The 23,615-nt window shown below is 37.3% G+C and carries 21 protein-coding genes and 3 pseudogenes; 15 read left to right on the top strand and 9 right to left on the bottom strand.

The features are described from left to right. Positions 1 to 38 precede the first annotated feature (38 nt). From JCM9140_RS15260 to JCM9140_RS15215, 10 genes and pseudogenes are all read left to right on the top strand, one after another. Positions 39 to 1,109 carry a TRAP transporter substrate-binding protein gene (locus tag JCM9140_RS15260; protein ID WP_081727718.1) on the top strand — a complete coding sequence of 357 codons (1,071 nt, stop codon included), beginning with the start codon at positions 39 to 41 and terminating at the stop codon, positions 1,107 to 1,109. Positions 1,110 to 1,300: 191 nt separating this feature from the next. After that, positions 1,301 to 1,702: a TRAP transporter small permease gene (locus tag JCM9140_RS23255; protein WP_162232205.1), complete on the top strand. Its 402-nt coding sequence runs from the start codon at positions 1,301 to 1,303 to the stop codon at positions 1,700 to 1,702. A 27-nt stretch (positions 1,703 to 1,729) separates the two neighbouring features. Then, positions 1,730 to 3,018 (top strand): annotated as a pseudogene (locus JCM9140_RS15250) (TRAP transporter large permease). Between the two features lie 52 nt (positions 3,019 to 3,070). Further along, the gene (locus JCM9140_RS15245; protein ID WP_052002302.1) at positions 3,071 to 4,168 is read left to right on the top strand and encodes a zinc-binding dehydrogenase; all 1,098 of its coding nucleotides are present in this window, start codon (positions 3,071 to 3,073) and stop codon (positions 4,166 to 4,168) included. A 21-nt stretch (positions 4,169 to 4,189) separates the two neighbouring features. After that, positions 4,190 to 5,068 carry an HpcH/HpaI aldolase/citrate lyase family protein gene (locus JCM9140_RS15240; RefSeq protein ID WP_034748330.1) on the top strand — a complete coding sequence of 293 codons (879 nt, stop codon included), beginning with the start codon at positions 4,190 to 4,192 and terminating at the stop codon, positions 5,066 to 5,068. Positions 5,069 to 5,113: 45 nt separating this feature from the next. Further along, positions 5,114 to 6,514, top strand: coding sequence for an aldehyde dehydrogenase family protein (locus JCM9140_RS15235; RefSeq protein ID WP_034748327.1), 1,401 nt, complete (start codon positions 5,114 to 5,116; stop codon positions 6,512 to 6,514). A 147-nt stretch (positions 6,515 to 6,661) separates the two neighbouring features. Further along, positions 6,662 to 7,669 carry a D-2-hydroxyacid dehydrogenase gene (locus JCM9140_RS15230; RefSeq protein WP_034748324.1) on the top strand — a complete coding sequence of 336 codons (1,008 nt, stop codon included), beginning with the start codon at positions 6,662 to 6,664 and terminating at the stop codon, positions 7,667 to 7,669. A 391-nt stretch (positions 7,670 to 8,060) separates the two neighbouring features. After that, positions 8,061 to 8,258, top strand: a complete 198-nt coding sequence (locus tag JCM9140_RS24230) for a hypothetical protein (RefSeq protein ID WP_034748320.1) — start codon at positions 8,061 to 8,063, stop codon at positions 8,256 to 8,258. A gap of 249 nt (positions 8,259 to 8,507) precedes the next feature. Then, complete coding sequence (locus JCM9140_RS15220) at positions 8,508 to 9,806, top strand: DUF262 domain-containing protein (protein ID WP_034748318.1); 1,299 nt, start codon at positions 8,508 to 8,510, stop codon at positions 9,804 to 9,806. 3 nt (positions 9,807 to 9,809) lie between these two features. Then, positions 9,810 to 11,594, top strand: a complete 1,785-nt coding sequence (locus tag JCM9140_RS15215) for a DUF262 domain-containing protein (RefSeq protein ID WP_034748316.1) — start codon at positions 9,810 to 9,812, stop codon at positions 11,592 to 11,594. A 276-nt stretch (positions 11,595 to 11,870) separates the two neighbouring features. Here JCM9140_RS15215 and JCM9140_RS15210 read toward each other — a convergent pair. The 5 genes and pseudogenes from JCM9140_RS15210 to JCM9140_RS15190 all read right to left on the bottom strand — a co-directional run bounded on the left by JCM9140_RS15210 (position 11,871) and on the right by JCM9140_RS15190 (position 17,216). Beyond that, positions 11,871 to 12,469, bottom strand: a pseudogene (locus JCM9140_RS15210) (response regulator). Further along, on the bottom strand, positions 12,466 to 13,602 hold the full coding sequence (locus tag JCM9140_RS15205) for a sensor histidine kinase (RefSeq protein ID WP_034748315.1): 1,137 nt from the start codon (positions 13,600 to 13,602) through the stop codon (positions 12,466 to 12,468). Before JCM9140_RS15205 ends, JCM9140_RS15210 begins: the two are co-directional and overlap by 4 nt. 132 nt (positions 13,603 to 13,734) lie before the next feature. Then, positions 13,735 to 14,787, bottom strand: coding sequence for a Delta(5) desaturase DesA (gene desA / locus JCM9140_RS15200; RefSeq protein WP_034748313.1), 1,053 nt, complete (start codon positions 14,785 to 14,787; stop codon positions 13,735 to 13,737). A 328-nt stretch (positions 14,788 to 15,115) separates the two neighbouring features. Then, positions 15,116 to 16,525 carry an ATP-binding protein gene (locus JCM9140_RS22670; protein ID WP_052002300.1) on the bottom strand — a complete coding sequence of 470 codons (1,410 nt, stop codon included), beginning with the start codon at positions 16,523 to 16,525 and terminating at the stop codon, positions 15,116 to 15,118. Then, positions 16,518 to 17,216, bottom strand: a complete 699-nt coding sequence (locus tag JCM9140_RS15190) for a response regulator transcription factor (RefSeq protein ID WP_034748309.1) — start codon at positions 17,214 to 17,216, stop codon at positions 16,518 to 16,520. Before JCM9140_RS15190 ends, JCM9140_RS22670 begins: the two co-directional genes overlap by 8 nt. A 230-nt stretch (positions 17,217 to 17,446) precedes the next feature. On the opposite strand from JCM9140_RS15190, the gene JCM9140_RS15185 reads away from it, so the two are divergent. From JCM9140_RS15185 to JCM9140_RS15165, 5 genes are all read left to right on the top strand, one after another. Further along, positions 17,447 to 19,651, top strand: coding sequence for an MMPL family transporter (locus JCM9140_RS15185; RefSeq protein ID WP_034748306.1), 2,205 nt, complete (start codon positions 17,447 to 17,449; stop codon positions 19,649 to 19,651). Continuing rightward, on the top strand, positions 19,651 to 20,052 hold the full coding sequence (locus JCM9140_RS15180) for a hypothetical protein (protein WP_034748303.1): 402 nt from the start codon (positions 19,651 to 19,653) through the stop codon (positions 20,050 to 20,052). The genes JCM9140_RS15185 and JCM9140_RS15180 overlap by 1 nt, the downstream gene beginning before the upstream one ends. 605 nt (positions 20,053 to 20,657) lie before the next feature. Further along, positions 20,658 to 21,110, top strand: coding sequence for a MarR family winged helix-turn-helix transcriptional regulator (locus JCM9140_RS15175; protein ID WP_034748300.1), 453 nt, complete (start codon positions 20,658 to 20,660; stop codon positions 21,108 to 21,110). A gap of 24 nt (positions 21,111 to 21,134) precedes the next feature. Further along, entirely contained in the window at positions 21,135 to 21,653 is a 519-nt protein-coding gene (paiA, locus tag JCM9140_RS15170) for a spermidine/spermine N(1)-acetyltransferase (protein ID WP_034748295.1), read from the top strand. Between the two features lie 23 nt (positions 21,654 to 21,676). Next, positions 21,677 to 22,288 (top strand): FMN-binding negative transcriptional regulator, encoded by a 612-nt coding sequence (locus JCM9140_RS15165; protein ID WP_034748292.1) that lies wholly within the window; start codon positions 21,677 to 21,679, stop codon positions 22,286 to 22,288. 221 nt (positions 22,289 to 22,509) lie between these two features. Here JCM9140_RS15165 and JCM9140_RS15160 read toward each other — a convergent pair whose 3' ends face one another. The 4 genes and pseudogenes from JCM9140_RS15160 to JCM9140_RS24590 all read right to left on the bottom strand — a co-directional run. Then, the gene (locus JCM9140_RS15160; protein ID WP_235715375.1) at positions 22,510 to 22,902 is read right to left on the bottom strand and encodes a hypothetical protein; all 393 of its coding nucleotides are present in this window, start codon (positions 22,900 to 22,902) and stop codon (positions 22,510 to 22,512) included. Next, entirely contained in the window at positions 22,899 to 23,099 is a 201-nt protein-coding gene (locus tag JCM9140_RS24595) for an ATP-binding cassette domain-containing protein (protein WP_235715374.1), read from the bottom strand. Before JCM9140_RS24595 ends, JCM9140_RS15160 begins: the two co-directional genes overlap by 4 nt. Positions 23,100 to 23,117: 18 nt before the next feature. Next, positions 23,118 to 23,201: pseudogene (locus JCM9140_RS25260) on the bottom strand (ABC transporter ATP-binding protein); the annotation flags it as partial. A 74-nt stretch (positions 23,202 to 23,275) separates the two neighbouring features. After that, the coding region (locus JCM9140_RS24590) for an ATP-binding cassette domain-containing protein (RefSeq protein ID WP_235715373.1) at positions 23,276 to 23,615 on the bottom strand (340 nt) is incomplete at its 5' end.

Raw genomic sequence — 23,615 nt, 5'->3', positions numbered from 1 at the left:
TAATTTATCAACTTAATTAAAAGGGGAGAGGGTCAAACATGATAAGTAAACATTATAAGAGGCTATTGATAACTGTAATAACATTAATGGGTTTTGTATTAGCAGGATGTGGCGGAGAAGAGACTACGATTCAAGAGTCTAACGGTGGCGGCAGTGGCGGGGCCACGGAATCACAAGAATTTCGTCTGGGTATGGTTGCTGCTCAAAATAGTGTTCAACATTTGGCCGCAGAAAAATTTGCAGAACTAGCAAACGAAAAAACAAATGGAGAAATTTCAATTTCCGTCTTTCCTGCAGGTCAAATCGGAAGTGATGAGTCACTAGGTCAAGATTTATCCCGTGGTAACTTAGAGTTTGCCTTCTTAAATCAAGGTTCAATGTCAGGAATGGACCAATTACTAGACTTCCACTACTTACCTTACATTGTATCAAATTATAAGCAAGCAGATAAATTATTTTTTGAGGATGGAATTATCCCTCAAACAATGACAGAAACTCTAGAAGATAATGGAATCAAAGCACTTGGTTGGTATGAACTAGAATTTAGAGGACTTTCAAACTCAAAAGGACCAGTTGAGACACCAGCAGATATGGAAGGATTGAGATTAAGGGTCCCCGGTTCTCAAGCTATTATGGGCTTCTTCCAAGGTGTAGGGTCACAAACAGTGACGATTGCGATGCCAGAATTATATACTGCTTTGCAACAAGGTACAGTTGATGGTCAAGATAACGGATTGTTAATTACTCATGACAACCGTTTACACGAAACAAACCCATACTATACTCGTTTAAACCATGTTTATGCTACAGGTACAATTGCGATGAGTGATTCAGTTTGGGAAACATTGTCTGAAGAGCATCAGTCCGCAATCCAGGAAGCAGCAAAAGAAACACAAGATTGGCAAATTGCTGAGCAAAGAAAAGTATCAGAAGATTATGTAAAAAAGATGGAAGGTGACGGAGTGGAAGTAATTAATTTAACTCCTGAACAAATTTCGGCATTCCAAGAAGTAGGTATGGGAGTTTGGGAATCTCTTTATGATATTTATGGTGAAGAAAGAATCGAACAACTAAAAGAAGAAGTAGAACAAGTTAAAGACCTGAAATAACATCTAACCTATTTTATTTCCTTCGATAGAGACTCAGAAAATAGAGGCATTCTATCGAAGGAGGTAGATTGAGTGTATAGATAGGAGGGTGAAGTGAGTGACACTATATGCTAGGTTTGAAAAAGTATTATTTCAGATCGAAAAAGTGGTTGTTACTTTTATGATGTTTATTATGTTTATTACTGTTTTTTTTGCAAGTTATAGCTCGATTCTTTAACTTACCCATACCAGATACGAGTGATATTAGTTTAGTCTCCTTTGCCATTATGACTTTTATAGGTTCGGGTCTGTTGGTTTATACGAAAGGACATATTTCAATTGAGTTTAGTACCTTATTTAATTCGAAGAAGGTTGACTTTGTGGTTGCTGTGTTAACAAATATCTTCATGATAGTAATTGCGGGAGTAATTTTAAATATCGGTTACTCATTACTAGTATATGCACTTGAGAGTGGAGAGGCGACAATGGCATTACGAATCCCAATGGCCATTCCATTTTCATCACTAGTTATAGGTCTAGTTTTGATGTTGATTCATACAATAGGAAACTTGATTGAATTATTTAGTAATCGAAAGGGTGTTATTGCTGAATAATCCAAATGAAAAGCGAGGCTTGAGGCGATGGTACTAATAACGATGATAGTTTTACTTTTATCTTTACTTATACTAGGAGTTCCAATTGGGTTTACATTTGCTCTATCGGGTTTTCTAGGAAGCTGGTTGGCAGATTTACCACTTGGAATAGTTGCTTCTACTCCATATTATGCAATCGCGTCGTTTCCGCTATTAGCCATTCCCTTTTTTATACTAGCAGGGGAACTAATGAATAGAGGGAAACTGATTGATAAGTTAGTAGATATAGTTGAAGTATTCATGTCTTGGTTACCTGGAAGACTTGGGCACGTTACTTTAGTATCAAGCTCTTTTCTAGGTGCGATGACAGGTTCCTCTGTTGCGACTGTAGCCGCTGTTAGTAGCAGTATTGGTGGAAGAATGTTGGCAAAAGGTTATAAGCGAGGTTATGTAGCTGCATTAACTGGTTGTTCGGGTTTATTAGGGGTCCTCATACCACCATCCATTCCATTGATTGTATACGGTTCTGCCGTTGGTGTATCCGTTTCTAATCTTTTTTTAGCAACTATTATTCCTGGGATTATGATGACTCTCATTTATATGATTGTTCACTGGTTTAATGCTCCGAAAGTACTGGATAAGCGTGGAGATGGTGCGCAAGAGATTAGTTCAAGTTTTGATAGAGATCTATTTAAAAAAGCTCCAAAATTATTGCTGAAATCACTGCCTGCTTTAATTCTCCCAGTTATTGTTTTGGGTGGCATTTATTCAGGTATTACGACACCCACTGAGGCAGCTGCAATAGCAGGAGTTTACGCTATTTTAGTTATTGTTCTTGGAAAGATGATAAAGCTTGTTGAATTACCGGACATATTTTATCAAGCAACAATTCTTTCCGTTTCAATCATGGTTATAATCGCTTTTGCTAGCGTTTTTAATAAAATTATGACATTAATGCAAGTTCCACAAGCAATCGCCACTTACACAACGACAATAACTGAGAATCCTATACTATTCTTGCTTTTTGTCAATTTACTTTTGTTTGTAGTCGGTATGTTTATGGAAACAAATGCAGCCGTGCTTTTAATGTCACCATTGTTATACCTGCAGCAATGAGTTTTGGGATTGATCCAGTTCATTTTGGAATTATTCTTGTAACCAATATCCAAATAGGGTTAATTACCCCACCTATGGCAGCAAATCTCTTTGTTTCTGCCAGAATTAATAAATCATCAATACCTGAGATGTGGCCATATGTTCTCAGATTCTTAATTCCATCCATTATAGGTTTATTGATTATTACTTATGTTCCAGGATTAGCTCTATGGTGGAAATAATAAGAAAACAAATTCATTAAGGGCTTCGGCCAATTTATAAGGAGGACTTGAAATGAAAGGTAAAGTTGCAGCCATGACCGGTGTTAAGGAAGTTGAGATAAGAGAATATGATGTGCCAACAACAGAAAAAGGTTGCGTCACTATGGAAGTTATTAAAAGTAATATTTGTGGTTCTGATATCCATATGTGGGAAGGGAAACATATTTTTAAAAACCATGTTCTTGGGCATGAGATGGTGGGGAGTGTTTCTGAACTTGGGGAGGGCGTTGAGACAGATTACGCTGGTGAGCAAATAAAGATAGGAGATCGCATTGTACCCGTTTACTATCTTACTTGCCAAAAATGTGAGGCTTGTTTAAATGGGCACTTCAATGTTTGTACACGTGGAAGTGATTACCAAGGACAATATGCTGAAAAATATCCACATTTTACTGGTGGCTTTGCAACTCATTATATTATCCATCCAAACCAGTATTTTTATAAAGTACCAGAAGGTGTATCAGATAATGTTGCAGCTGGAGCCAACTGTGGAATAGCCCAAATAGTTTACGCTATGGATAATTCCGGTTTGGAAATTAATGACACCATTGTGATTCAAGGTGCGGGAGGTTTAGGGTTATTTGCTTCTGCTATATCAAAAACAATGGGGGCAAATGTCATTATAATTGATAGCATTGATTCAAGACTGGAAGAAGCAAAGAAATTTGGTGCTAATCATCTTATAAATATGAAGGAATTTAATACTATCGAAAAGCGTAAGGAAGAAATTTCTCGTGTAACAAATGGCAAAGGAGCTGACTTTGTTCTAGATGTAGCTGGTGTCCCTGCTGCTTTTGATGAAGCGGTACGACTTGCAAAAATAGGTGGAACAGTCATTGAAATTGGAAATGTAAGTGTGGATGAAAGTCAAAATGTATCAATTGTACCTGGCTTAATTACACGTAAGTGTTTAACTGTGAAGGGAATTCTACGTTATCAACCATGGTATTTATATAAGACTTTGCAATTCCTTGAGAGATATAATGATCAGTTTCCATTTGATAGCTTAACAGACAGAACCTATAGTCTAAGCGAATCACAGTTAGCTATGCAAAAGGCAGCTTCAAAAGAGGTTACTCGTGCAATCATTGAACCGAATAAAGCAGAATAATTTTCGATAGAGGTGAAGTAGTTGAGTACTAAGTCGATAAGAAGGTCTTTATTGTATGTGCCAGGAAGCTCAGAGAAAATGATTACAAAAGCTCTCGATGTAAATGCTGATAGTATTATCCTTGATTTAGAAGATGCTGTTAGCCTGTCCGAGAAAGAGTCAGCACGTCATCGAGTAAAAGAGAGTATCTCAAAATTCAAAGCAAAAGGAAAAGAAATTATTGTCAGAATTAATGATGTGAAAACACAAAGTGGTGTTCTAGACATTGAAGCTATAGTGGAAGAATTGCCGAATGCTGTGATTGTCCCAAAAGCAGATGAAGAAGCTGTTACGATAACGGATATTCTAATTAATTCAACCGAGATGCGTTACGGCATTGATGAGTTTGAGATAGAAATCATTCCACTACTTGAAACAAGTTATAGTATTGTAAATGCTTACCAAATAATGTCTAGTTCTAAGCGCGTCTCAGCTGTCCAATTTGGTGCAGAGGATTTAACAAAAGAGCTTGGAATTGAAAGAACAAAGGATGGTAAGGAAATCGAGTATGCAAGAAGTGTAATTGTTCAGGCAGGGAATGCTTGCAAGATAGATATTCTTGATACACCTAATACGAGTATTGGTGATGATAAAGGGTTAAGAGAGGATACATTAATTGCTAAAAATATGGGTTTTACTGGGAAGACGTGTATCCATCCTAATCAGGTAGGGATCGTAAACGATACATTCACACCTAATCCGGTCGATGTCGAAAAAGCTAGAGAATTAATCGCAGCTTTCGATGAATCAGTACGTCTAGGAAAAGGCGCATGTATGTTTGAAGGTAAAATGGTAGATAACCCTGTTGCTGACCGCGCAAGAAACCTTGTGGCGAAAGCTGATAAAATCACAAGTCTATAACATCATTAAGGCTTCTGTTAAATAAAACTTCTGGAGGTATTTAATATGGCTGTTACTGAAAATTTAAGTAGTGTAGCTAGTTTAGTAGAAAGAGCAAGAAAAGCACAAGCAAGTGCAGAAGGTCTTTCACAAGAAGAGGCTAGACGTGCTGCGGCTAGTATAGGCTGGTTTGCACTAAACAAGGCTGAAGAGTGGGCAAACGATACATTTGAAGAAACGGGTATGGGTGATATTCAAAGTAAGATTAATCGTATCCAATCACGTGCAAGAGGGATTATGCGTGATATTAAATACGCTAAAACAGTAGGTGTAATTGAAGAGGATCACGAGAAGCAATTAGTTAAGATTGGGAAGCCTGTTGGAGTAGTTGGATCACTTATTCCCACAACGGTTCCTGCAGGGGTCGTTTTCATTGGAATGATGAATGCTATTATGGGAAGGAATGCGATGATCTGCTCACCACACCCAAGAGCGAAACGTACTACATTAAAAGTTGTAAATGAAATTAGAGGTTTATTTAAACGTCTTGACCTTCCTGAAGATTTAATTCTATGTATCGAAGACCCTTCGTTGGCAAAAACAAATGAATTGATGCAACAGGTTGATCTCGTTGTTGCAACAGGTGGAGCTCCGATGGTTAAATCTGCCTACTCATCTGGTACACCAGCATATGGGGTAGGGGCAGGAAATGTAGTAGTTGTAATTGATGAGACTGCAGATCTAAGGGATGCTGCAAATAAAATTGCTGAAGCTCAATTGAACGACTTAGCGATTGGATGTTCTACAGAAAACTCTGCAGTTATCCAAGAAGGAGTTTACGATAATGTATTGGAAGAAATGGTTGCAGCAGGCGCATATCTTTGTAATGCAGAAGAAAAAGCAAAATTGCAATCGACACTCTGGAAAGATGGTCATTTGAATCCAGAGGTTATATGTAAGCCAGCAACATTTATTGCAGAAAAGGCAGGGTTTATAATTCCTGAAGATAGAACATGGCTTATTGTTGAAGAAACTGGTTTCGGGCCAGAATTTCCATTCTCTGGTGAAAAATTATCTGTAGTAGTTGCACTATACAAATATTCTAATTTTGATGATGCAATTTCATTAGTGAATAATATTCAAGCTTATAGTGGTGCCGGGCACTCTTGTGGGATTCACAGTACCGATGATGAGCGCATTCTAAAATATTCCCTTGAAACTAAAACTAGTAGAGTTGCTGTTAGAATGCCAGTTGGAAAATCGAATGCAGGAAATTGGAATAACGGAATGCCATTTACGATTAATCTTGGTTGTGGTACGTGGGGAGGTAACATTACCTCTGAAAACGTAACATATAAAAATTACATTAACACAACGTGGGTGGCAAGAGAAATTAAAGACTTCAAAGTTCCTACAGATGAAGAGTTGTTTGGAACAGTTATGAGCGATGATAAGGTATTTGGATAAGATTAGAGGATATGAGGTTAATTTTATAGTTATAAATTTATAAGAAAATAGGATGAGAGTTTTTACATCTCTCATCCTATTTTACAGGTACAAAATGAAACAGCAATTAACATAATTGATAAGTGAACTAATTAAGGGAGGAAAGAGATGTTAAAAGCAGTAGTTTTGGACGGTTACACGTTAAACCCTGGAGATTTAGACTGGTCACCACTAGAGTCATTAGTTGATGTAACTATTTATGACCGCACAACTTATTCACGTGATGAAGTAGCCTTAGTTATTGAAAGAGCAAAAGATGCAGATATCATCCTAACAAATAAAACACCAATTCCCAAAAAGGCGATTGAAAGCCTGCCAAAACTAAAATATATTGGAATGCTATCAACTGGTTTTGATGCTGTTGATATAAAAGCAGCTAAAGAAAGGAATATTCCGGTAGCGAACATTCCCTCTTATGGAACAGATGCCGTCTCCCAATTTGCAATTGGCTTACTTCTTGAACTTTGCCATCATATTGGTAGTCATAATGATTCAGTGAAACGTGGAGAATGGACGAATAATGCCGACTGGTGTTTTTGGAACTACCCATTAATTGAGCTTTCAGGTAAAACAATGGGGATTATTGGGTATGGTCGTATTGGGCAGGCAACCGGACGAATTGCTCAAGCTTTAGGTTTGAAGATTCTAGCCTATAATCGAACCGCGAATAAAGATCTTGAAGGAGAAAAAATGAAATTTGTGGAACTCAATGAATTGTATGAGAAATCAGATGTGATTGCCTTACATTGTCCATTAACTGAAGATAATAAGGGCTTCATTAATAAAGAAAGTATTTCCAAAATGAAAGACGGAGTTATTATTATTAATAACTCCAGAGGACCATTAATTAATGAGCAAGATCTAGCTGATGCGTTAAATAATAATAAAGTTGGTGGTGCGGCCCTTGATGTGGTTACTACAGAACCAATTAGAGAGGATAATCCATTACTTACCGCCAAAAATTGTATCATTACTCCTCATATTTCATGGGCTACAAAAGAAGCCAGGCAGAGACTATTTAATACATCAGTAGAAAATTTAGAATCGATTTTAAATGGAACCCCGATTAATATTGTTAACGGTGTAACAAGAGTTTCCATTGAAAATGTGTTTTAGTTTGGGTGCCTGTGCGCTGCGATCCCTAAAGTAGACACTATAAATTCGGATTTAACCTGAAGAACTAGAGCCAATTGGCTTTAGTTCTTCTTTACTTCTAAGCGTAACGGAGTGTCTCAGATTATCGATTGACGGTCGAGGAGACCACTTGACAACCAATCGATGATCTGTGAAGAGTGGTATTAGGCTAAGAAGGAGAAAAAGTGACATCTATGCCATTTACTTAACTCCCTTGCACGTAACGTGCAGGTGTAATAGATTTCTTATTTTTCTTTCGCGCTGGGCTTATACAATCTAATTCTTGCATTAATCGGCATACTACTTTTTCACTGAAGCCCGGACGTCGTTCTTTTTGGTGAAATGTTACCTGAGGATAAATAGATATGAAAACATGCGTCGTGAAGGAATTTATAATGAAGAAAAACTAATTGACTCGGTATTGGAAGGGGAAATCCAAGAACGTTATAGGGATTGGAAAACGTATGTAAAGACGATTGAACATTATCTTCCTTCTAAAAACTGGAAGAAAAGAGACGGTTCGAGATCAGTGAAGAAGTTGAAAATTCAAACTAAGACTATTAGATATTGAATCCGGAATCAGATACCACTAGGTTAGTTAGTTTACTTCATCCTATAAGAAATTATACTTTTTCACCAGTCTCGGAAGATTCTCATGCATCTTTTGTTTCGCTATGCGAGGAAGCAGAACACCCGTCCCTGTGCGCCGTATAATCGTTCCTAGCATACTTGTAAAACCCACCCAACTACATCCTAGGGAAAAAGACTAGCAGGTGGTATGATTAAACTAATGTCTAGTTTTGTCAGGGGGAAAGTAAGGATGGCTCTACTTCAAAACGAATTAAAAATAACAAATATGCAAGAATTACTTGGAATGAAATTATCCTTGCCATCGTATCAACGTCCATATCGTTGGAATGTAAAGTCTACAAATACGCTTTTTCTTGATACTTATCATGCCTATCAAGAAGGGATACCAGAATACAGAATTGGCTCTGTCATTTTACATAAGGAAAATGAAAAGTACAACGTTGTGGATGGTCAACAGCGATTAACAACCCTTTCTATTCTCCTATACTGTTTAGGTGTTGAGGATCTAGGGCTATTACGGGAGAAATATAATCAGCTATCAAATGATGCAATCGTGACGAATTTTGAAATTTTATCTAAGCGAATAAGTGAACTTTCTGAAGATGAGCAAAGCAAATACAAAGAATATTTACTCAGACATTGTAGTACCGTTCGAATTGTCACAGACAGTGAGCAGGAGGCTTTTCAATTTTTTGATTCACAAAACTCACGCGGTAAAGAGTTGAAACCACATGATTTATTGAAATCCTATCATTTACGTGAGATGGATGATGAGGACGAGCATCAGAAAGTAAGAGTTATCAACCAATGGGAACATATGAACCAAGATGTTTTAAATGACTTATTTAAAACGTACCTTTACCCGTTGACGCATTGGTATAAAGGGAAAAGTGGTTTGGGTTATTCTTCAAGTAGAATTGATGTATTCAAAGGGATTAAAACGACAAATGTGTCTAATTATGCGATCTATCATAAAGCGAGTAACCTTTTCGTTGAACAATTTAATGCAAATGGGAGTAGTGAACTTCTTGCATCTAAAGCATTAAATCAATTTCAATTAACACAACCACTGATTGCGGGTAAACGATTCTTTACATATACCCATCACTACGGAAAGAAGCTTGAGCAAATACAAAAATCAATACATAAATTTCATACGAAAGAACAAGTTCCGAGTAGACGTTCTGGAGATGTTTACATTAAGCAGTTATATGAATGTGCGCTATTGTTTTTTGCCGATCGATTTGGTGTTGAAAGTCTCACAAACGGTGTCATGCAACAATTATATTCATGGAGCTATTCGTTGCGACTAACGATGAATGCAGTGTATCCTCAGACCATTAATAAGTATGCACGAGGAAAACATGAACGTTTGAACGAGGGTTTGGATCTGTTTTCAGAAATGAGTGAAATGAACCATGCTGAAGAAATAAAACTAATTGTTTTGGAGCGGCCCAATATGGAGAATCGAAATAAAGAGAAGTACCAAGCGGTTTATGATTTACTTTGTGAATGGAATGGGTGGTAGGAGATGGATAATAATTTAAAAATCATACCGGTATCAAGCATCTTTTCAAATGTTACTTATGTCATTCCCATTTATCAACGGAACTATGCATGGGGAGAAAGGCAAATTGAACAACTGATAGAAGATATTGATAGTTCAATAGTTGATCTTGAGAACAACTATTTTCTCGGGAATCTTATTGTCAATCAAACGGATAACAATGTTTATGAAGTAATAGATGGCCAACAACGATTAACAACATTATTTCTATTAGAAAATTATCTTGGCATGAATCTTCCGAAAGATGTGGTGAGATTTGAAGCGCGCGAAAAATCAAACCGTACACTTACTATGATAAACAATCATAACAATGGTGAATTACTGGATGAATTAGTTTCTGTTGAAATCTTAGCAGGTTATCAAATCATAGATAACTATTTTAAATCCAAAGATATAGACAAAAATCAGTTAAAGAGAAAACTTGAAAAGGTTTTTCTTGTTCGTGTACAAGTTCCACAAGGTATAGATTTAAATCACTACTTTGAAGTCATGAATACTCGAGGAGAGCAACTGGAACTTCATGAAATAGCAAAAGCGAAGTTTTTAGAGGTTTTAGATACAGAACACGAAAAGAAGACAGCAGCATTGATTTGGGAAAAATGCTCTGACATGGACTCCTATATCCAAATGCGTTTTGAACCGAAAGTGAGAAAGGCTTTATTTTCACATGATTGGACTAGCCTCAAGAATACTATCAGCGATTTTGATTCGATAAAAAAATGTGTTCCGACTGATGAAGATGACGATCATTCAGTTCCGTTGATTACGATTCTAACAGAAAACAAGCGTCTCCATAATGACGTTAGTAAGGATGAAGTGGAGGATGAACGCTTTGAATCGACGATTTCATTCCCAAACTTTTTACTACAGGTAAATGCAGCAATTCGTCATTTAGGGGAGAAAGATTCAACACTGGATGATAAACACTTCTTGAATAACTTAGCATGGGCATGGCGTGATGCCGATAGTGCAAAGAATTTTTTAAGTCATATGCTAAAATGCCGGGTGTTGTTTGATAAATATATATTGAAACGCGAGTACGCTAAAGATTATAAAGAATCTGGTAAATGGTCGTTACAACGTTTAGAGAAATATAATGATGGAAAAAGCGATAAACCGAAATATGTAGGTACATTTGGTGAAGAAGATAGTCAGAATAATAAACAAATAAGAACGTTGCAATCCTGCTTGCGCATAACGTACACATCACCTAAGACTATGCACTGGATTTCACTGGTCTTAACCAAGTTATTAGAGAATGAATCCTGTGACATGATTGAAATCCTTGAAGATTACTGTCAAACAAAAGTGATTCAATCCAACTTTGACGATGAATCTATTAGCGGATTTGGGTATGAAAGAATTGTATTTACATACCTTGATTATCTTTTATACAAAGATGGGTATTCATACATGGATAAAGAAATTATTTCACCCATGCGTGACGACTGGCAATTTCAGTTTAGAACTTCCGTTGAACATTTCTACCCACAACATCCAATTGAAGGTGTATCTTGGGAATCGGGTGACCTTGATGGTTTTGGCAACCTTGCTTTAATTACGGTATCAGGAAATTCGAAGTTCTCTAATTTGCCACCAGCAGGAAAAATCAGTTCTTACCCAAGTATTATTGAACAAAGTTTGAAACTGAAGATCATGAAAGAATTAGTCACTCTTGATGATGAAGGATGGACAAAGGAAAGAGCGAACAAACATAAAGAAGAGATGTTTGGGGTTTTGAAGGGGTAGTGTTTGTGAGGTGGGTTAGGTGCCTGTTGCTGCCCGGAGGATGTTGTAATAGTGTCGGCAAAATATGGGGAGTATCAGGTACCGGTTAAGAAAAATCCTTAAAATGAAGAAGTAGTTACTAATCTCATAAATTAGTAACTACTTCTTCATTTATACTACTGTTACAATTTTTCGTCATGTGCACAAATACTATCTACCCAGTATAGTTCAACACAATGGTGACCATGCATTAACCTTTTACAAACCATCTATCTCGGGTGGTGCCGCCACCTAGAATTATTTAAACCAGCCTTTCTCCTTAAACCTTGCAATAGCCTCAATTCGGTTCCCGACATCTAGTTTATCAAGGATGACGGAAATGTAATTGCGGACGGTACCATTTGTTAAATAAAGCTCCTTGGCAATTTCATTCGTGCTTTTTCCATCAGCAATTAACTCCATGACCTGTTTTTCACGGTTCGTCAGTGGATTTTTATTTTCGAAAGCAAGATCAACTAATTCAGGAGCATAAATCCGTCGTCCGTCCATAATGGTCCGAATGGAGTTTGCTAATTCCTCGCTAGGACTATCTTTTAACAAATACCCGCTCACTTCTGCGTTTCGGGCTCGTTCAAAATAACCAGCACGAGCAAAGGTTGTTAAGATAATGACCTTACAAGGGCCACCCTGCAATTCCTCTGCTGCATCAAGACCGGTCTTTACGGGCATTTCAATATCCATAATACAAACATCAGGTTGGTGCTGCTTTACTAAAGCCAAGGCTTCCTCCCGTTTTTAGCCTTGCCGACCACTTCCATATCCTCTTCCAAATCAAGTAATGAACTAAGTGCTCCGAGTAACATTCGCTGATCTTCAGCGACGACAATTCGAATCATGTCAATCCCTCCTTCGTCGTTTGTTGAGTGATATTTGGTACTCGAATATCAAGCTTGGACCCGTCTAATACAGTGATATCTAAACTTCCATTTACAAATTCTAACCGTTCCCTAATTCCTCGAAGCCCATAGCCTTCAGAAGAATCAACTTTACCTAAAATCCCAATGCCATTATCTTGTACAATGATTTGAAGTTCGTCCGCTGATTCGTTGATCACAATTTTACATGAAGTTGCGTGACTATGTTTAATGACATTCGTTACAGCCTCTTTCAAACACATACTTACGACATTTTCAACTAATAGGGGGGTGTTTTGTAACTGAGCGTTCCCTTCAAAAACGAATTCCATTTCGGCGGCTTTTAGGATTTGCTGAACATGGATCAGTTCCTCTTCTAGCTTTGCTCCACGCATTTCCGAGACCATCTCGCGGACTTCTTTTAGAGCCGTTCTAGCCGTTTGATTGATATCACTCATTTCATTTTTAGCGGATTCAGGATTGATCTCTATTAACTTTCTAGCTAAATCACTTTTCAAACCAATCAATGATAATTTTTGGCCGAGGGTGTCATGTAAATCACGAGCAATTCGCTGGCGCTCTTCAATCACCATTAATTGTGAAATTCTTTTATTGGCATCTTCTAATTGACCTTCTAGTTTTTCTTGCTTGATTCGATTATACGTGTTAAAAGGCAAAAGAATCACACCAATTACAGATATAATAATAAAAGGAAATTGAGCAAAGAATAACTCCGTTTGTGTAAAAAAACTTAAACTTACTGCAACAATCGTCGTTAAAAGATGAACGACGTATAGAGTAATAAAGCCGATTTTACTTTGAATATTTCCAATAAAAAAGGCTAAGAACAAGGCAAAATAAACGTAGCCATAAAATAGAGTCATTCCAATACTTATTAACATTTCAATTCCAACCCAAAGATAAACAAGCCCGCCTTTTGATATAAAAGATAGCCGGTAAGAAATAAAAAAGAGCAAAATCATCATAATACCAAAAGTGATCTCGAGCATGGACGATGACCTAAAGATAAAATAGAAGGGTAAGAGACAAAAAATAATCCAGACGTAAATACTTAGTCCTGTATTTTTCGGAAAAATATTATACCAGCTTTGCATAATGTCCTCCTTTTCTCATTTGATAGGACTGATCATAGGTTAATGATACAATAATTTACATATGATTGTACTTAATAAGCAACGAAAAACCATTCAATTGGTGAGTTGAACGGTTTCTTCGCTTTGTCTTTATTATTTTCCTTGAAGGCTGGTCTGTCTTTTCTCAATCTGCACGCCAGGTTTTCTTACTAAATGTTTGACCTCTTTAAAAGAGACAAATGTCTTTTTATTCTCATCATAAAGGCGAAAACGGATGGATTGAAGACTAGATCCCATCGTAATGGTTGTTGCTTTTTGTAACGGTGGAGTGGTTTCATGTACTTTTTCCAAGTTATAATTTGGCACTCTTGGACTTAAGTGATGAACATGATGATACCCAATATTTCCAGTCACCCATTGTAATACCTTCGGAAGTTTATAATAGGAGCTTCCGTCAACAGCAGCTTTCACATAATCCCACTCTTGTTCATCTTCAAAATAGGAATCTTCAAATTGATGCTGTACATAAAATAACCAGATACCTAATGCCCCTGCAACGAAAAGGATAGGGCCTTGAATAAGCAGAAATGCCTGCCAGCCAACCAGCCAAATCATCAGTGCATATACGGCTATGACAGCTAAGCTATTGAAATGTGTGTTTAATCTTTCCTTTCTTCTAGCATCTTTACGGTTAAAACGATTGGTAATAAAGAACAAGAAGATTGGACCAAGTCCAAACATAATGAGAGGATTGCGATAAAGACGGTATTGCAATCTTTCTATAAACGATGCTTTTACATATTCATCAACGGTCATGATCCATACGTCACCAGTACCACGCTTATCTAGATTGCCGCTTGTTGCATGGTGAATGGAATGCTCGCGTTTCCACTTTTCATAAGGAAACATCGTGATCACACCCGTAATATTACCGAGTATATTATTGACCTTTTTATTTTTGAAGAAAGAGCCATGACAACAGTCATGAAAAATAATAAAGATTCGTACAACAAACCCAGCTGCTACAACAGCGAGTGCCATGGTTAACCAAACCGAAACCGATAAGCTTTGGTATGCCAAAAACCACAACAAGAAAAACGGCGGAACGGTATTCATAATTTGTCTTATACTTGACTTAACATCTGACTTTTCAAATGGTGCAACACTTTTTTTAAGTTGCGCTAATTTATGTTTTTGATTATTCATGATTTCCCCCCGAAAGAATTTACTTTTATCTTCTGTATGGAAGAACTAATTATCCTCATCATAAAGGAAATCGATAAACGGAAGAAGTCATGAACGTCAAGTAACAGATATGACATTTGTCATATAGGACACGGGGAAAAGTGGAGGGCACTGGCAGTTGTAGCCCTAGTGATAAAGGAATAACAACGGGCTGCTTTTTAGATTGCCTTCTCCACCGCTCTGAAGGCGTGCATGTTAATGAAGTTAGGCATAGATGAACTGCCCCTGTCAAGTAGACAGGGGCAGTAATGAAGAGTGATGTGAACGGCTTTAGCTCTATCTTTTTTGTTTACTTAACACGATCTACTTCTTCTAATGGTAGTGAAAAAGAAAAGGTTGTTCCTTCACCGGGTCGGCTTTTTACGGTGATTTCAGTATTGTGTAAATCCATGATTGATTTTACAATAGCTAAACCGATGCCGACACCACTTTTGTTTGATCGTGCTTTATCTGTTTTGTGAAATCGTTTCCATATGTGTTCTAGTTGTTCTTCCTGTATTCCGTCACCTTGATCGTGTATTTTGATCTCGACATGATTTGCTTGTTTTTCTAAAAAGATGGTAATCGTTGATCCGTTAGGTGAAACTTGAATGGCATTTTGTACGAGATTAATGAGAGCTTGTTCAATTCGGTCTTGATCAGCAACGACGATAATCTCTTGATGATCGGGAATGATTTGGATTTCCATTTCTTTCGCAACCAAATGAGGTTCTAATTTCACGGCAAGCATTTGCAATTGTTTTGTTACATTATAAGGGGCTGGCACAATTTCTACTTGACCAGCTTCTAACCGAGTCATGTCTAAAGTGTCATTGACTAATTTGATCATCCGTTCAGTTTCATCTTTCATTAATAGGTAATAGTGTTCTCTTCGTTTCTCAGGAATGGTCCCATCAAGCAATGCAATTAAAAATCCCTTTATCGATGTTAAGGGAGAGCGTAAGTCATGAGAAACGTTGGCAATAAACGTTTTACGGGTTTCTTCTAGGTTGTTCAGTTCAGCTGCCATATAGTTAAAGGTGTCCCCGAGTTGCCCGATTTCGTCATGTGTTTTCACATCGACCGATTGTGTAAAGTCACCTTTTGCAAATCGCAATGCGCTGTGATTCATTTCTTGTAATGGTGCCGTGATTTTCTTTGACATAAACCAGAGGAAAATGCCAGCTACGGCCATAATGATGGCAAATGTCAGGAAAATCATAAAGACGACTTGTTTGTATTCATGGTCTAGGTCATGAAAAGCCATCACCATCACAAGTTGATTGTCGTGATGATCTATGAGTGGTGACGCGATGAAATAACCTAAAACACCATCGGTCCAACCGCCGTTCGCAATCATTTCACCTTGAGCAGCAGCTTGAATCCACTCCAGGTTAATGTGATTTTCTTGAATGACAGGTTGATGAGGAGTATAGACTTTTTCTCCAAGGGAGTTAAAGATATAGATGCTAAAATTTTTCTGGCTTAGCGATGGTTGAAGGGAGGCTGCTGCTTCTTCTTCGTTCCACTGAAATCGTTCAATCGCTTCAAATTGGTTCGTCACTTGTTCGTAATGATGAACGTACGTTTCTTCAAACTCCGTATAAAGATTAAGATGAAAAAGCCAAAGAAAGACTAATCCGAACAACAAAAAGGATATTATGATAATGAAGGCATAACTAAGAAATAACTTCGTGAAAATCTTCTTTGTTTTAATCATTCTGTTTATCCTCAAATCGGTAGCCTATTCCGCGCACTGTCGTTATGGACCAGTGAGAAGAGTAGGAGGTTAGTTTGTCTCTGACGCGTTTAATATGAACATCAATCGTCCGAGGATCACCATCAAAATCATACCCCCAAATACGATCCAATAGTTGTTGTCTTGAGAGAATTTGATTTGGATGGGAGGCAAAGAAATAGAGTAGTTCTGTTTCTTTCGGTGGCATTTTTACTTCTTCGTTATTTATGAAAACTTTATACTCCTGCATGTTCATCACTAGATTAGAACATGTTAAATCTTCTTTGTACACTTCTGAGGATTTTGTCCGTCTTAAAGCTGCCTTTACTCTCGCACACAGCTCATTTGGGTCAAATGGTTTTACAATATAATCATCTGCTCCAAGCTCTAACCCTTGCACAATATCGTAGCTTTCCCCTTTGCCAGTCAGCATAAGAATTGGTATATGTTTATCTTCTAATCGGATGGTTTTGCAAACGTCCCACCCATCTACTTTAGGCAACATTAAATCTAAAATAATACAGTCTGGACGTTCATGAAAATACATTTCAAGTCCCATTTCACCGTCGGAAGCGGCGATCGATTGATACCCCATTTTCACCATATACAGATCAATGAGTTCAATAATATTTGGGTCATCCTCTATCGTTAATATTTTGATTGAACTGTTCATGTCGCGAATCCTTCCTTATTTGTACTCGTTTTTAGTATCCCCGTAAATGCCTGTCTGATATGGAAAAGCTGATCTCTAGTTTGACACAAAAAAATGAATAGAATGTTAACACGGAGAAAAACGTTTTTTGTTAACGTTACGTTCATATTAAGATATTAAAATCTCAATTGCACGTATTGAAAACCGTTGTCTTAAAGTTAATGAAACAATAAAAAGGAAAGAGGATGGAAATGAGAAAGTTAGCAACAATTGCGTCAAGTCGTAAAGGCGTTTGGATGATTTTGTTTTTCTGGGTAGCGATTGCTGGATTTTTGAGTATGGCTCCTTCTGCAAATGATTACACGGTGAATACTGGAGAAAATGATTTACCAAAGGATGTTCAATCCGTTATTGCTAGTGAAAAGGTGAATGAGTATTTCCCTGACGAGGGTGGTCTTTTAGCATTGCTCGTCTTTCAAAGTCAAACAGAGTGGAATGAAGAAAGTGTTTCTGAAGTGGATCAAGTCAGCCGATGGTTAGATGAAGAGGCGCCGTTTACAACCATTGACTCTATTGTTCCATTTCATCAATTTCCTGATCATGTAAAAGAGATGTTTGCTTCTGAAGATGGCTCAACGATTGTTTTGCCAGTCGTTTTGTTCGAAAATCTTGAAATGGCTGAGATTCATCATACAGTAAGTGGAATAGAGGAATACGGTCAGACTGTGTTAGAAAACGGGACACTCCTTGTTACGGGTCCTGCAGGAATTGCCTCTGATACGATTGCTATCTTTTCTAATGCGGATCTTGTTTTATTATTTTCTACTATCCTATTAGTTCTCATCTTGCTAATCGTTATTTATCGCTCCCCATTGCTAGCGATCATTCCTTTAGTGGCGGTTGCGTTTACTTATCAAATCGTTGATCGAGTATTAGGATTATTCGCAGCAAATGGAGTGTTTGAAATTGAATCGCAATCGATATCAATCGTTATGATTTTGTTGTTTGGTGCGACGATTGATTATAGTTTATTTGTTTTTTCACGCTTTAAAGAGCAATTGAGAATCAGAGAAGATAAACACAAAGCAATGGAAGAGGCTGTAAGAGGAGTAGCAGAACCCATTATTTATAGTGGTGGAACTGTGTTTGCCGCGATGCTTGTATTACTTCTTGCTCAATATGGACCTTATCAAAACTTTGCACCTGTTTTTGCGATCACCATTGCGATCGTGTTGCTTGCTGGTATTACATTAATTCCTGCTTTATTTACGCTTGTAGGTCGTCGTTCCTTCTGGCCATTTATTCCTAAAGTTGGCGAGAAGACGTTGGAAAAAAATCGTTTTTGGGGTAAAGTTGGTTCATTCGTGACAAATAAACCTATTATTGCTGGAGGTTTAGTGCTTCTTTTTCTAGTTATTAATGCAACAAACCTAACGAATATCAACTATTCCTTTAATATCATTCAGTCTTTTCCAGAAGACATGAATTCTCGTGTTGGATTTGAACAGATTGAAGAGCGTTTTCCTGCTGGTGAACTGGCACCAACGACCGTATTACTTGAGAATAAGGATGGGTTTACATTAACGGAAGAAGAGATCGTAGCACTTGAAAATCTTAATCAAGAGTTATTACAATTAGATGGGATCAGTTCCACAACATTACCGGATCGTGAGGGGTTGGAATCAGGGGGGAGTCATGGAGTTCGCTTGTTAAATGACTCAGAACAAGCATTAAAATTTGACCTTGTTCTTTCGATGAATCCATACGACCAACAATCTCTTGATCTGCTTGACTACTTATCTGCAGAAAAAGATGAGTTGTTAAAGAACAGTGGACTAGAAAGTGAGCAATATGCATTGCATTTTGCTGGAGAAACAGCAAAATCAGCAGATATTCGGTCTATTAGTAATTGGGATACATGGGTGGTAGCTAGTATCGTAACGTTTGTTATTTTTATCATGTTACTTCTTCATACCCGCTCTTTCGTTGCACCGATATATATGATGTCTACCATTCTCCTCTCATTTGCTTCAGCGCTTGGCTTTAGTTGGCTAGTTTTTGAGCATGTGTTTGGATTTGAAGGGATGAGTTATCGAATTCCGCTTTACGCCTTTGTTTTCTTAGTGGCACTTGGGGTCGATTACAATATTATGCTTATTTCTCGTATTCGCGAGGAAAACCGCAAGTTTACTATAAAAGAAGCAACACAACGTGGTGTGGCGTTAACGGGTGGAGTGATCTCGTCTGCTGGTATACTATTAGCAGCTACTTTTGCTGTCTTGATGACACAGCCGATCCTAGAGTTATTTATGTTTGGTTTTATCGTTTCAGTTGGAATTATTATGGATGCCTTCCTCATTCGGGGGATGCTTGTTCCAGCGATCGTTACATTATTAGGACAATGGAATTGGTGGCCTAGTAAAGAACAAATAAAAAAATCAAGAGAGGTATCTTAATGAACAGATCTAAATTATTATTACGTTTTTCAGCTATTTATGCCGTGATTGGTGTGTATATTGGTTCACATATGGCTGGGGCAGGTTCTCATTTGTTTCGTCCAATTCATACGCACATATTGGTAGTAGGGTGGTTATCTTTATTTGCTTTTGCTTCTTTCTATGCTTTATATGCTATTCCGAAACAATCTAAACTCGCAATCTTTCAAGTGTGGAGTTCCATTATAGGGACTTTCGGGCTTACGGCTGGGATGTATTTGCGATATTTCAACCCTGAGTGGGTATCAGAAACATTTTCTTTAATTTTCTTCATTGCAGGCGGTTCGATCTTAATGCTTAGTTTCGCCGTGTTCGCTGTCATGACGTTTGTTTTTGGTAACAAGATTACGGACAAAGAGTAATAGAGGTAGGGAACCTAGGTTAAGAAACACAGACTGGCAACGGAGTCTGTGTTTTTTTTGTGCGTTTCCTTTTCCGCACGTTCACTGATTTTACAGCTTTTCCAATTGTTATTGACCAAAGAAGTCTGAACCTAATTGGTTATATACATAACTATATAACCATATTAGGTTTAGCAAATAGAGAATAGTGGGCGATATGAATGAGCAAACCATTTGATCAAACCGATTTATATCCAGATTAGGGAAAGAATTGAGGATATTACAAGATGTAAAGAGATATCGTCCTAATTTTGATAGGGACTATGCGGAACATCTTGTTCGTCGCTTTAAAATTGATCTAGCGAACGAGACATTCTCGGATACCTTCCGGGTGGTGACAGGAACTTTTCTCTTATCCCGTATGACGCAAACAAGATGGATGCTTATGCTGCATCGACGCTGGTTAACTCGCTTAAAAACGATGTTGCAGAGCTACTGGCGCCATTAAATAGTTTATAAGTAATTGAGTTCATAGTTTTTTATTGCAAATACAACAAAGTTGCGTTAGATTTAATATATGTTATTTTTATTGCAATTACAATAAAATTTAACTGAGGAGGATCATAATGACGGAAATACTTCGTGAAATAGGAATGATAGCTAGGGCATTGGACTCTATAAGTAATATCGAATTTAAAGAATATGACCTGACAAAAGGACAGTATTTGTACCTTGTGCGAATATGTGAAAACGCAGGAATCATTCAAGAAAAGTTAGCAGAAATGATTAAAGTAGACCGAACAACAGCAGCTCGTGCGATAAAGAAACTTGAAATTCATGGCTTTATTGAAAAAAGAGATGATCCCCATAACCAAAAAATAAGAAAACTCTATCCTACTGATAAGGGGAAAACGATTTATCCTTTTATAAAAAGAGAGAATGATTATTCAAATAGTGTCGCATTAGAGGGATTTTCCGAAAGAGAAGCAGATAGCCTTTTCTATCTTCTTCAAAAGGTAAGAAAAAATGTAGAAAAGGACTGGGAATATGTAAAAAGGGGAAACAAGCGAAATTACTAATTGATCAAGGAGCGTGAGTAGTACATGACTGTAAAATTAAAAAAGTGCAACCGTGAAGATTTAAAAATTCTCCAAAAAATAAGTATTGAAACATTCAATGATACATTTAAAGACCAGAATTCACCTGAAAATATGAAAGCCTATTTGGAAAAAGCATTTAACTTAATCCAATTGGAAAAGGAATTGTCCAATATCTCATCGGTATTCTTTTTTGTTTATGTTCGTAATGAAGTAGCTGGATATTTAAAGGTCAATATCAATGATGCTCAGTCTGAAGAGATGGGTGATGAAACTCTAGAAATTGAGAGGATTTATATAAAAAACCAATTTCAAAAACATGGCCTTGGTAAATATATGCTAAATCATGCTATGGAAATAGCGAGGGAACGAAATAAAAAGAAAATCTGGCTAGGTGTATGGGAAAAAAATGAAAATGCTATTGCTTTTTATAAGAAAATGGGGTTTGTGCAAACTGCAGCTCATGCCTTTTATATGGGTGATGAAAAACAAACGGATTTTATCATGATGAAAACACTCCTTTAACTATTATTGAAAGGTGGATGATTATGTATATACCAACACAATTCAAAAATACAGATGAAGCAATGAATTACGAAATTATGAAAGAACACAGTTTTGCGATTCTTTTTTCTGGGCATAATAAAGCGCCATTTGCCACTCATTTGCCGTTAATTTTAAACAAGGAAAATACATATTTATATGGACACTTTGCTCGTCCTAATCCTCAGTGGAGAGATATCGAAAACCAAACTGTTCTAGCTGTTTTCCATGGACCTCACTGTTATATCTCCCCATCTTGGTATGAGACGAATCAAGCAGTACCGACATGGAATTACGTGACTGTTCATGTTTATGGAGAAGTCGAGTTGTTAAAGGATGAAATTGAATTAAAGGATTCCTTACATGAAATGGTATTGAGATATGAAGCTCCTGACAGTTCATATAGATTACAAGATGTAGATGCTGAGTTTCTCTCTGGAATGAAAAAGGGGATACAAGGTTTTAAAATTAAAATCAACAAGATAGAAGGAAAAGCTAAGTTGAGTCAAAATCATTCATTACAGCGACAAGAGCTAGTTATTAATCAACTAGAACAATTTTCAAACACGGATGAGCAACAGATTTCTTCATTAATGAAGGCAAATCTAAAAAAGTGATTGTTTAATGCTAACGGTGATTTTAAGAAGAACAACTAACAATTCAAAGCTATTTGCTCCGCAGTACAACGATACTGGTTACGAAATGTAATTTTTAACTTCGGTCACTTTTGAGGTGGTCTTCTTTCATATATATGCCCCTTACTATGCAGCAACGAATGTTATGTTTGGTTTAATATTGTTTTTAAGTGTGCAATGAGCTATAAAAAAGAGCGGCTACTTCAAAATGGTATTTCATAATCAAATAATAGATGATAAACAAGTGTGACACCAATAAATGAAACAAGTGCTGAAGAAAGCTGAATCAAACCTTGAGCAAATAGAATTTGGAGAGGTGAAACAGGTGTCACTTGGAATCTCTTTAAAATCCCTCGGTGACGGTAATCTGCAATGGTCAGTGGTACGCCCATAACTCCTGTTGCGAGTACACCAATTGTAATTACGGCTGCATACGATAATTCAAAATTCGAAGCACCAGCTAATCCGTCATTACTCAGTAGATAACCAAATAGTGTGGCTAAAATGTTAGGGAAGCAGATTCCAAAAATTAGAATATTGATGCCCTTCCAAACGAGTTTTCCCTCAATTTTTAAAAAGGTAAGAAATGTACTCATATCCAGTCCTCCTCACCTGCAAAATTTAGGTACGCGTCTTCTAGTGTAGCTTTCCCACTTGTACGAATTGCCTCTTGGATTGTGCCATGAAATACCGTTTTTCCTTCTTTTAAAATTAATATTTCATTACATAAAGCTTCGACCTCATCCATGTAGTGTGAGGTTAGGACAATTGCCAGTCCATTTTCCTTCATCATTAATAGCTGCCTCCAAAGCATACGACGTGCCCTAGTATCTAATCCCGTTGTAAGCTCGTCCAGGAAAACAAGCTTAGGATTTGATATCAATGCCAGTAGCACGGCTAAACGTTAACGTTCTCCTCCTGAAAGAGATTTCACAAGTTGAGCTTCCTTCCCAACTAAACCAAAAGTTTCTAAGAGTAGAGGCACATCAGTTTATAAAGCGCCTCCCATTGCTCGCATGCCTCACGCACTGTTAATTTATCTTGGAAATTTGTTTCTTGAAACTGTACACCCACCTCTTGGAAGACTTCCTTGCGATGGATAATTGGTGACTTCCCGAGCATTATGAGCTCTTCGTAATTACTCTTTTCAATACCAAGCACCGCTGCAATCGTAGAAGATTTCCCTGCACCGTTTGCCCCAAGTAAGCCAATTACCTCACCAGGTCGAATGCTAAAACTAATGTTGTCTACAGCCTTTTTTGTACCGTATGTGACTGATAGGTTTTTTACAGATAAAATCATATTTGTT

Origin of the sequence: Halalkalibacter wakoensis JCM 9140 (assembly GCF_000513095.1) — a bacterium.
Lineage (GTDB): Bacteria > Bacillota > Bacilli > Bacillales > Bacillaceae_D > Halalkalibacter > Halalkalibacter wakoensis.
This window is presented reverse-complemented; position numbering and strand designations above follow the sequence as displayed.

Coding starts and splice junctions, on each gene's coding strand:
- JCM9140_RS15190 (WP_034748309.1), bottom strand. CDS start 17,216: ATGAACAGTTCAATCAAAATATTAACGATAGAGGATGACCCAAATATT.
- JCM9140_RS15160 (WP_235715375.1), bottom strand. CDS start 22,902: ATGAGTACATTTCTTACCTTTTTAAAAATTGAGGGAAAACTCGTTTGG.
- desA (WP_034748313.1), bottom strand. CDS start 14,787: ATGAATAATCAAAAACATAAATTAGCGCAACTTAAAAAAAGTGTTGCA.
- JCM9140_RS15230 (WP_034748324.1), top strand. CDS start 6,662: ATGTTAAAAGCAGTAGTTTTGGACGGTTACACGTTAAACCCTGGAGAT.
- JCM9140_RS15235 (WP_034748327.1), top strand. CDS start 5,114: ATGGCTGTTACTGAAAATTTAAGTAGTGTAGCTAGTTTAGTAGAAAGA.
- JCM9140_RS15175 (WP_034748300.1), top strand. CDS start 20,658: ATGACGGAAATACTTCGTGAAATAGGAATGATAGCTAGGGCATTGGAC.
- JCM9140_RS15165 (WP_034748292.1), top strand. CDS start 21,677: ATGTATATACCAACACAATTCAAAAATACAGATGAAGCAATGAATTAC.
- paiA (WP_034748295.1), top strand. CDS start 21,135: ATGACTGTAAAATTAAAAAAGTGCAACCGTGAAGATTTAAAAATTCTC.
- JCM9140_RS24230 (WP_034748320.1), top strand. CDS start 8,061: ATGCGTCGTGAAGGAATTTATAATGAAGAAAAACTAATTGACTCGGTA.
- JCM9140_RS15180 (WP_034748303.1), top strand. CDS start 19,651: ATGAACAGATCTAAATTATTATTACGTTTTTCAGCTATTTATGCCGTG.
- JCM9140_RS24595 (WP_235715374.1), bottom strand. CDS start 23,099: ATGATGAAGGAAAATGGACTGGCAATTGTCCTAACCTCACACTACATG.
- JCM9140_RS15185 (WP_034748306.1), top strand. CDS start 17,447: ATGAGAAAGTTAGCAACAATTGCGTCAAGTCGTAAAGGCGTTTGGATG.
- JCM9140_RS15245 (WP_052002302.1), top strand. CDS start 3,071: ATGAAAGGTAAAGTTGCAGCCATGACCGGTGTTAAGGAAGTTGAGATA.
- JCM9140_RS15220 (WP_034748318.1), top strand. CDS start 8,508: ATGGCTCTACTTCAAAACGAATTAAAAATAACAAATATGCAAGAATTA.
- JCM9140_RS22670 (WP_052002300.1), bottom strand. CDS start 16,525: ATGATTAAAACAAAGAAGATTTTCACGAAGTTATTTCTTAGTTATGCC.
- JCM9140_RS15215 (WP_034748316.1), top strand. CDS start 9,810: ATGGATAATAATTTAAAAATCATACCGGTATCAAGCATCTTTTCAAAT.
- JCM9140_RS15205 (WP_034748315.1), bottom strand. CDS start 13,602: ATGCAAAGCTGGTATAATATTTTTCCGAAAAATACAGGACTAAGTATT.
- JCM9140_RS15260 (WP_081727718.1), top strand. CDS start 39: ATGATAAGTAAACATTATAAGAGGCTATTGATAACTGTAATAACATTA.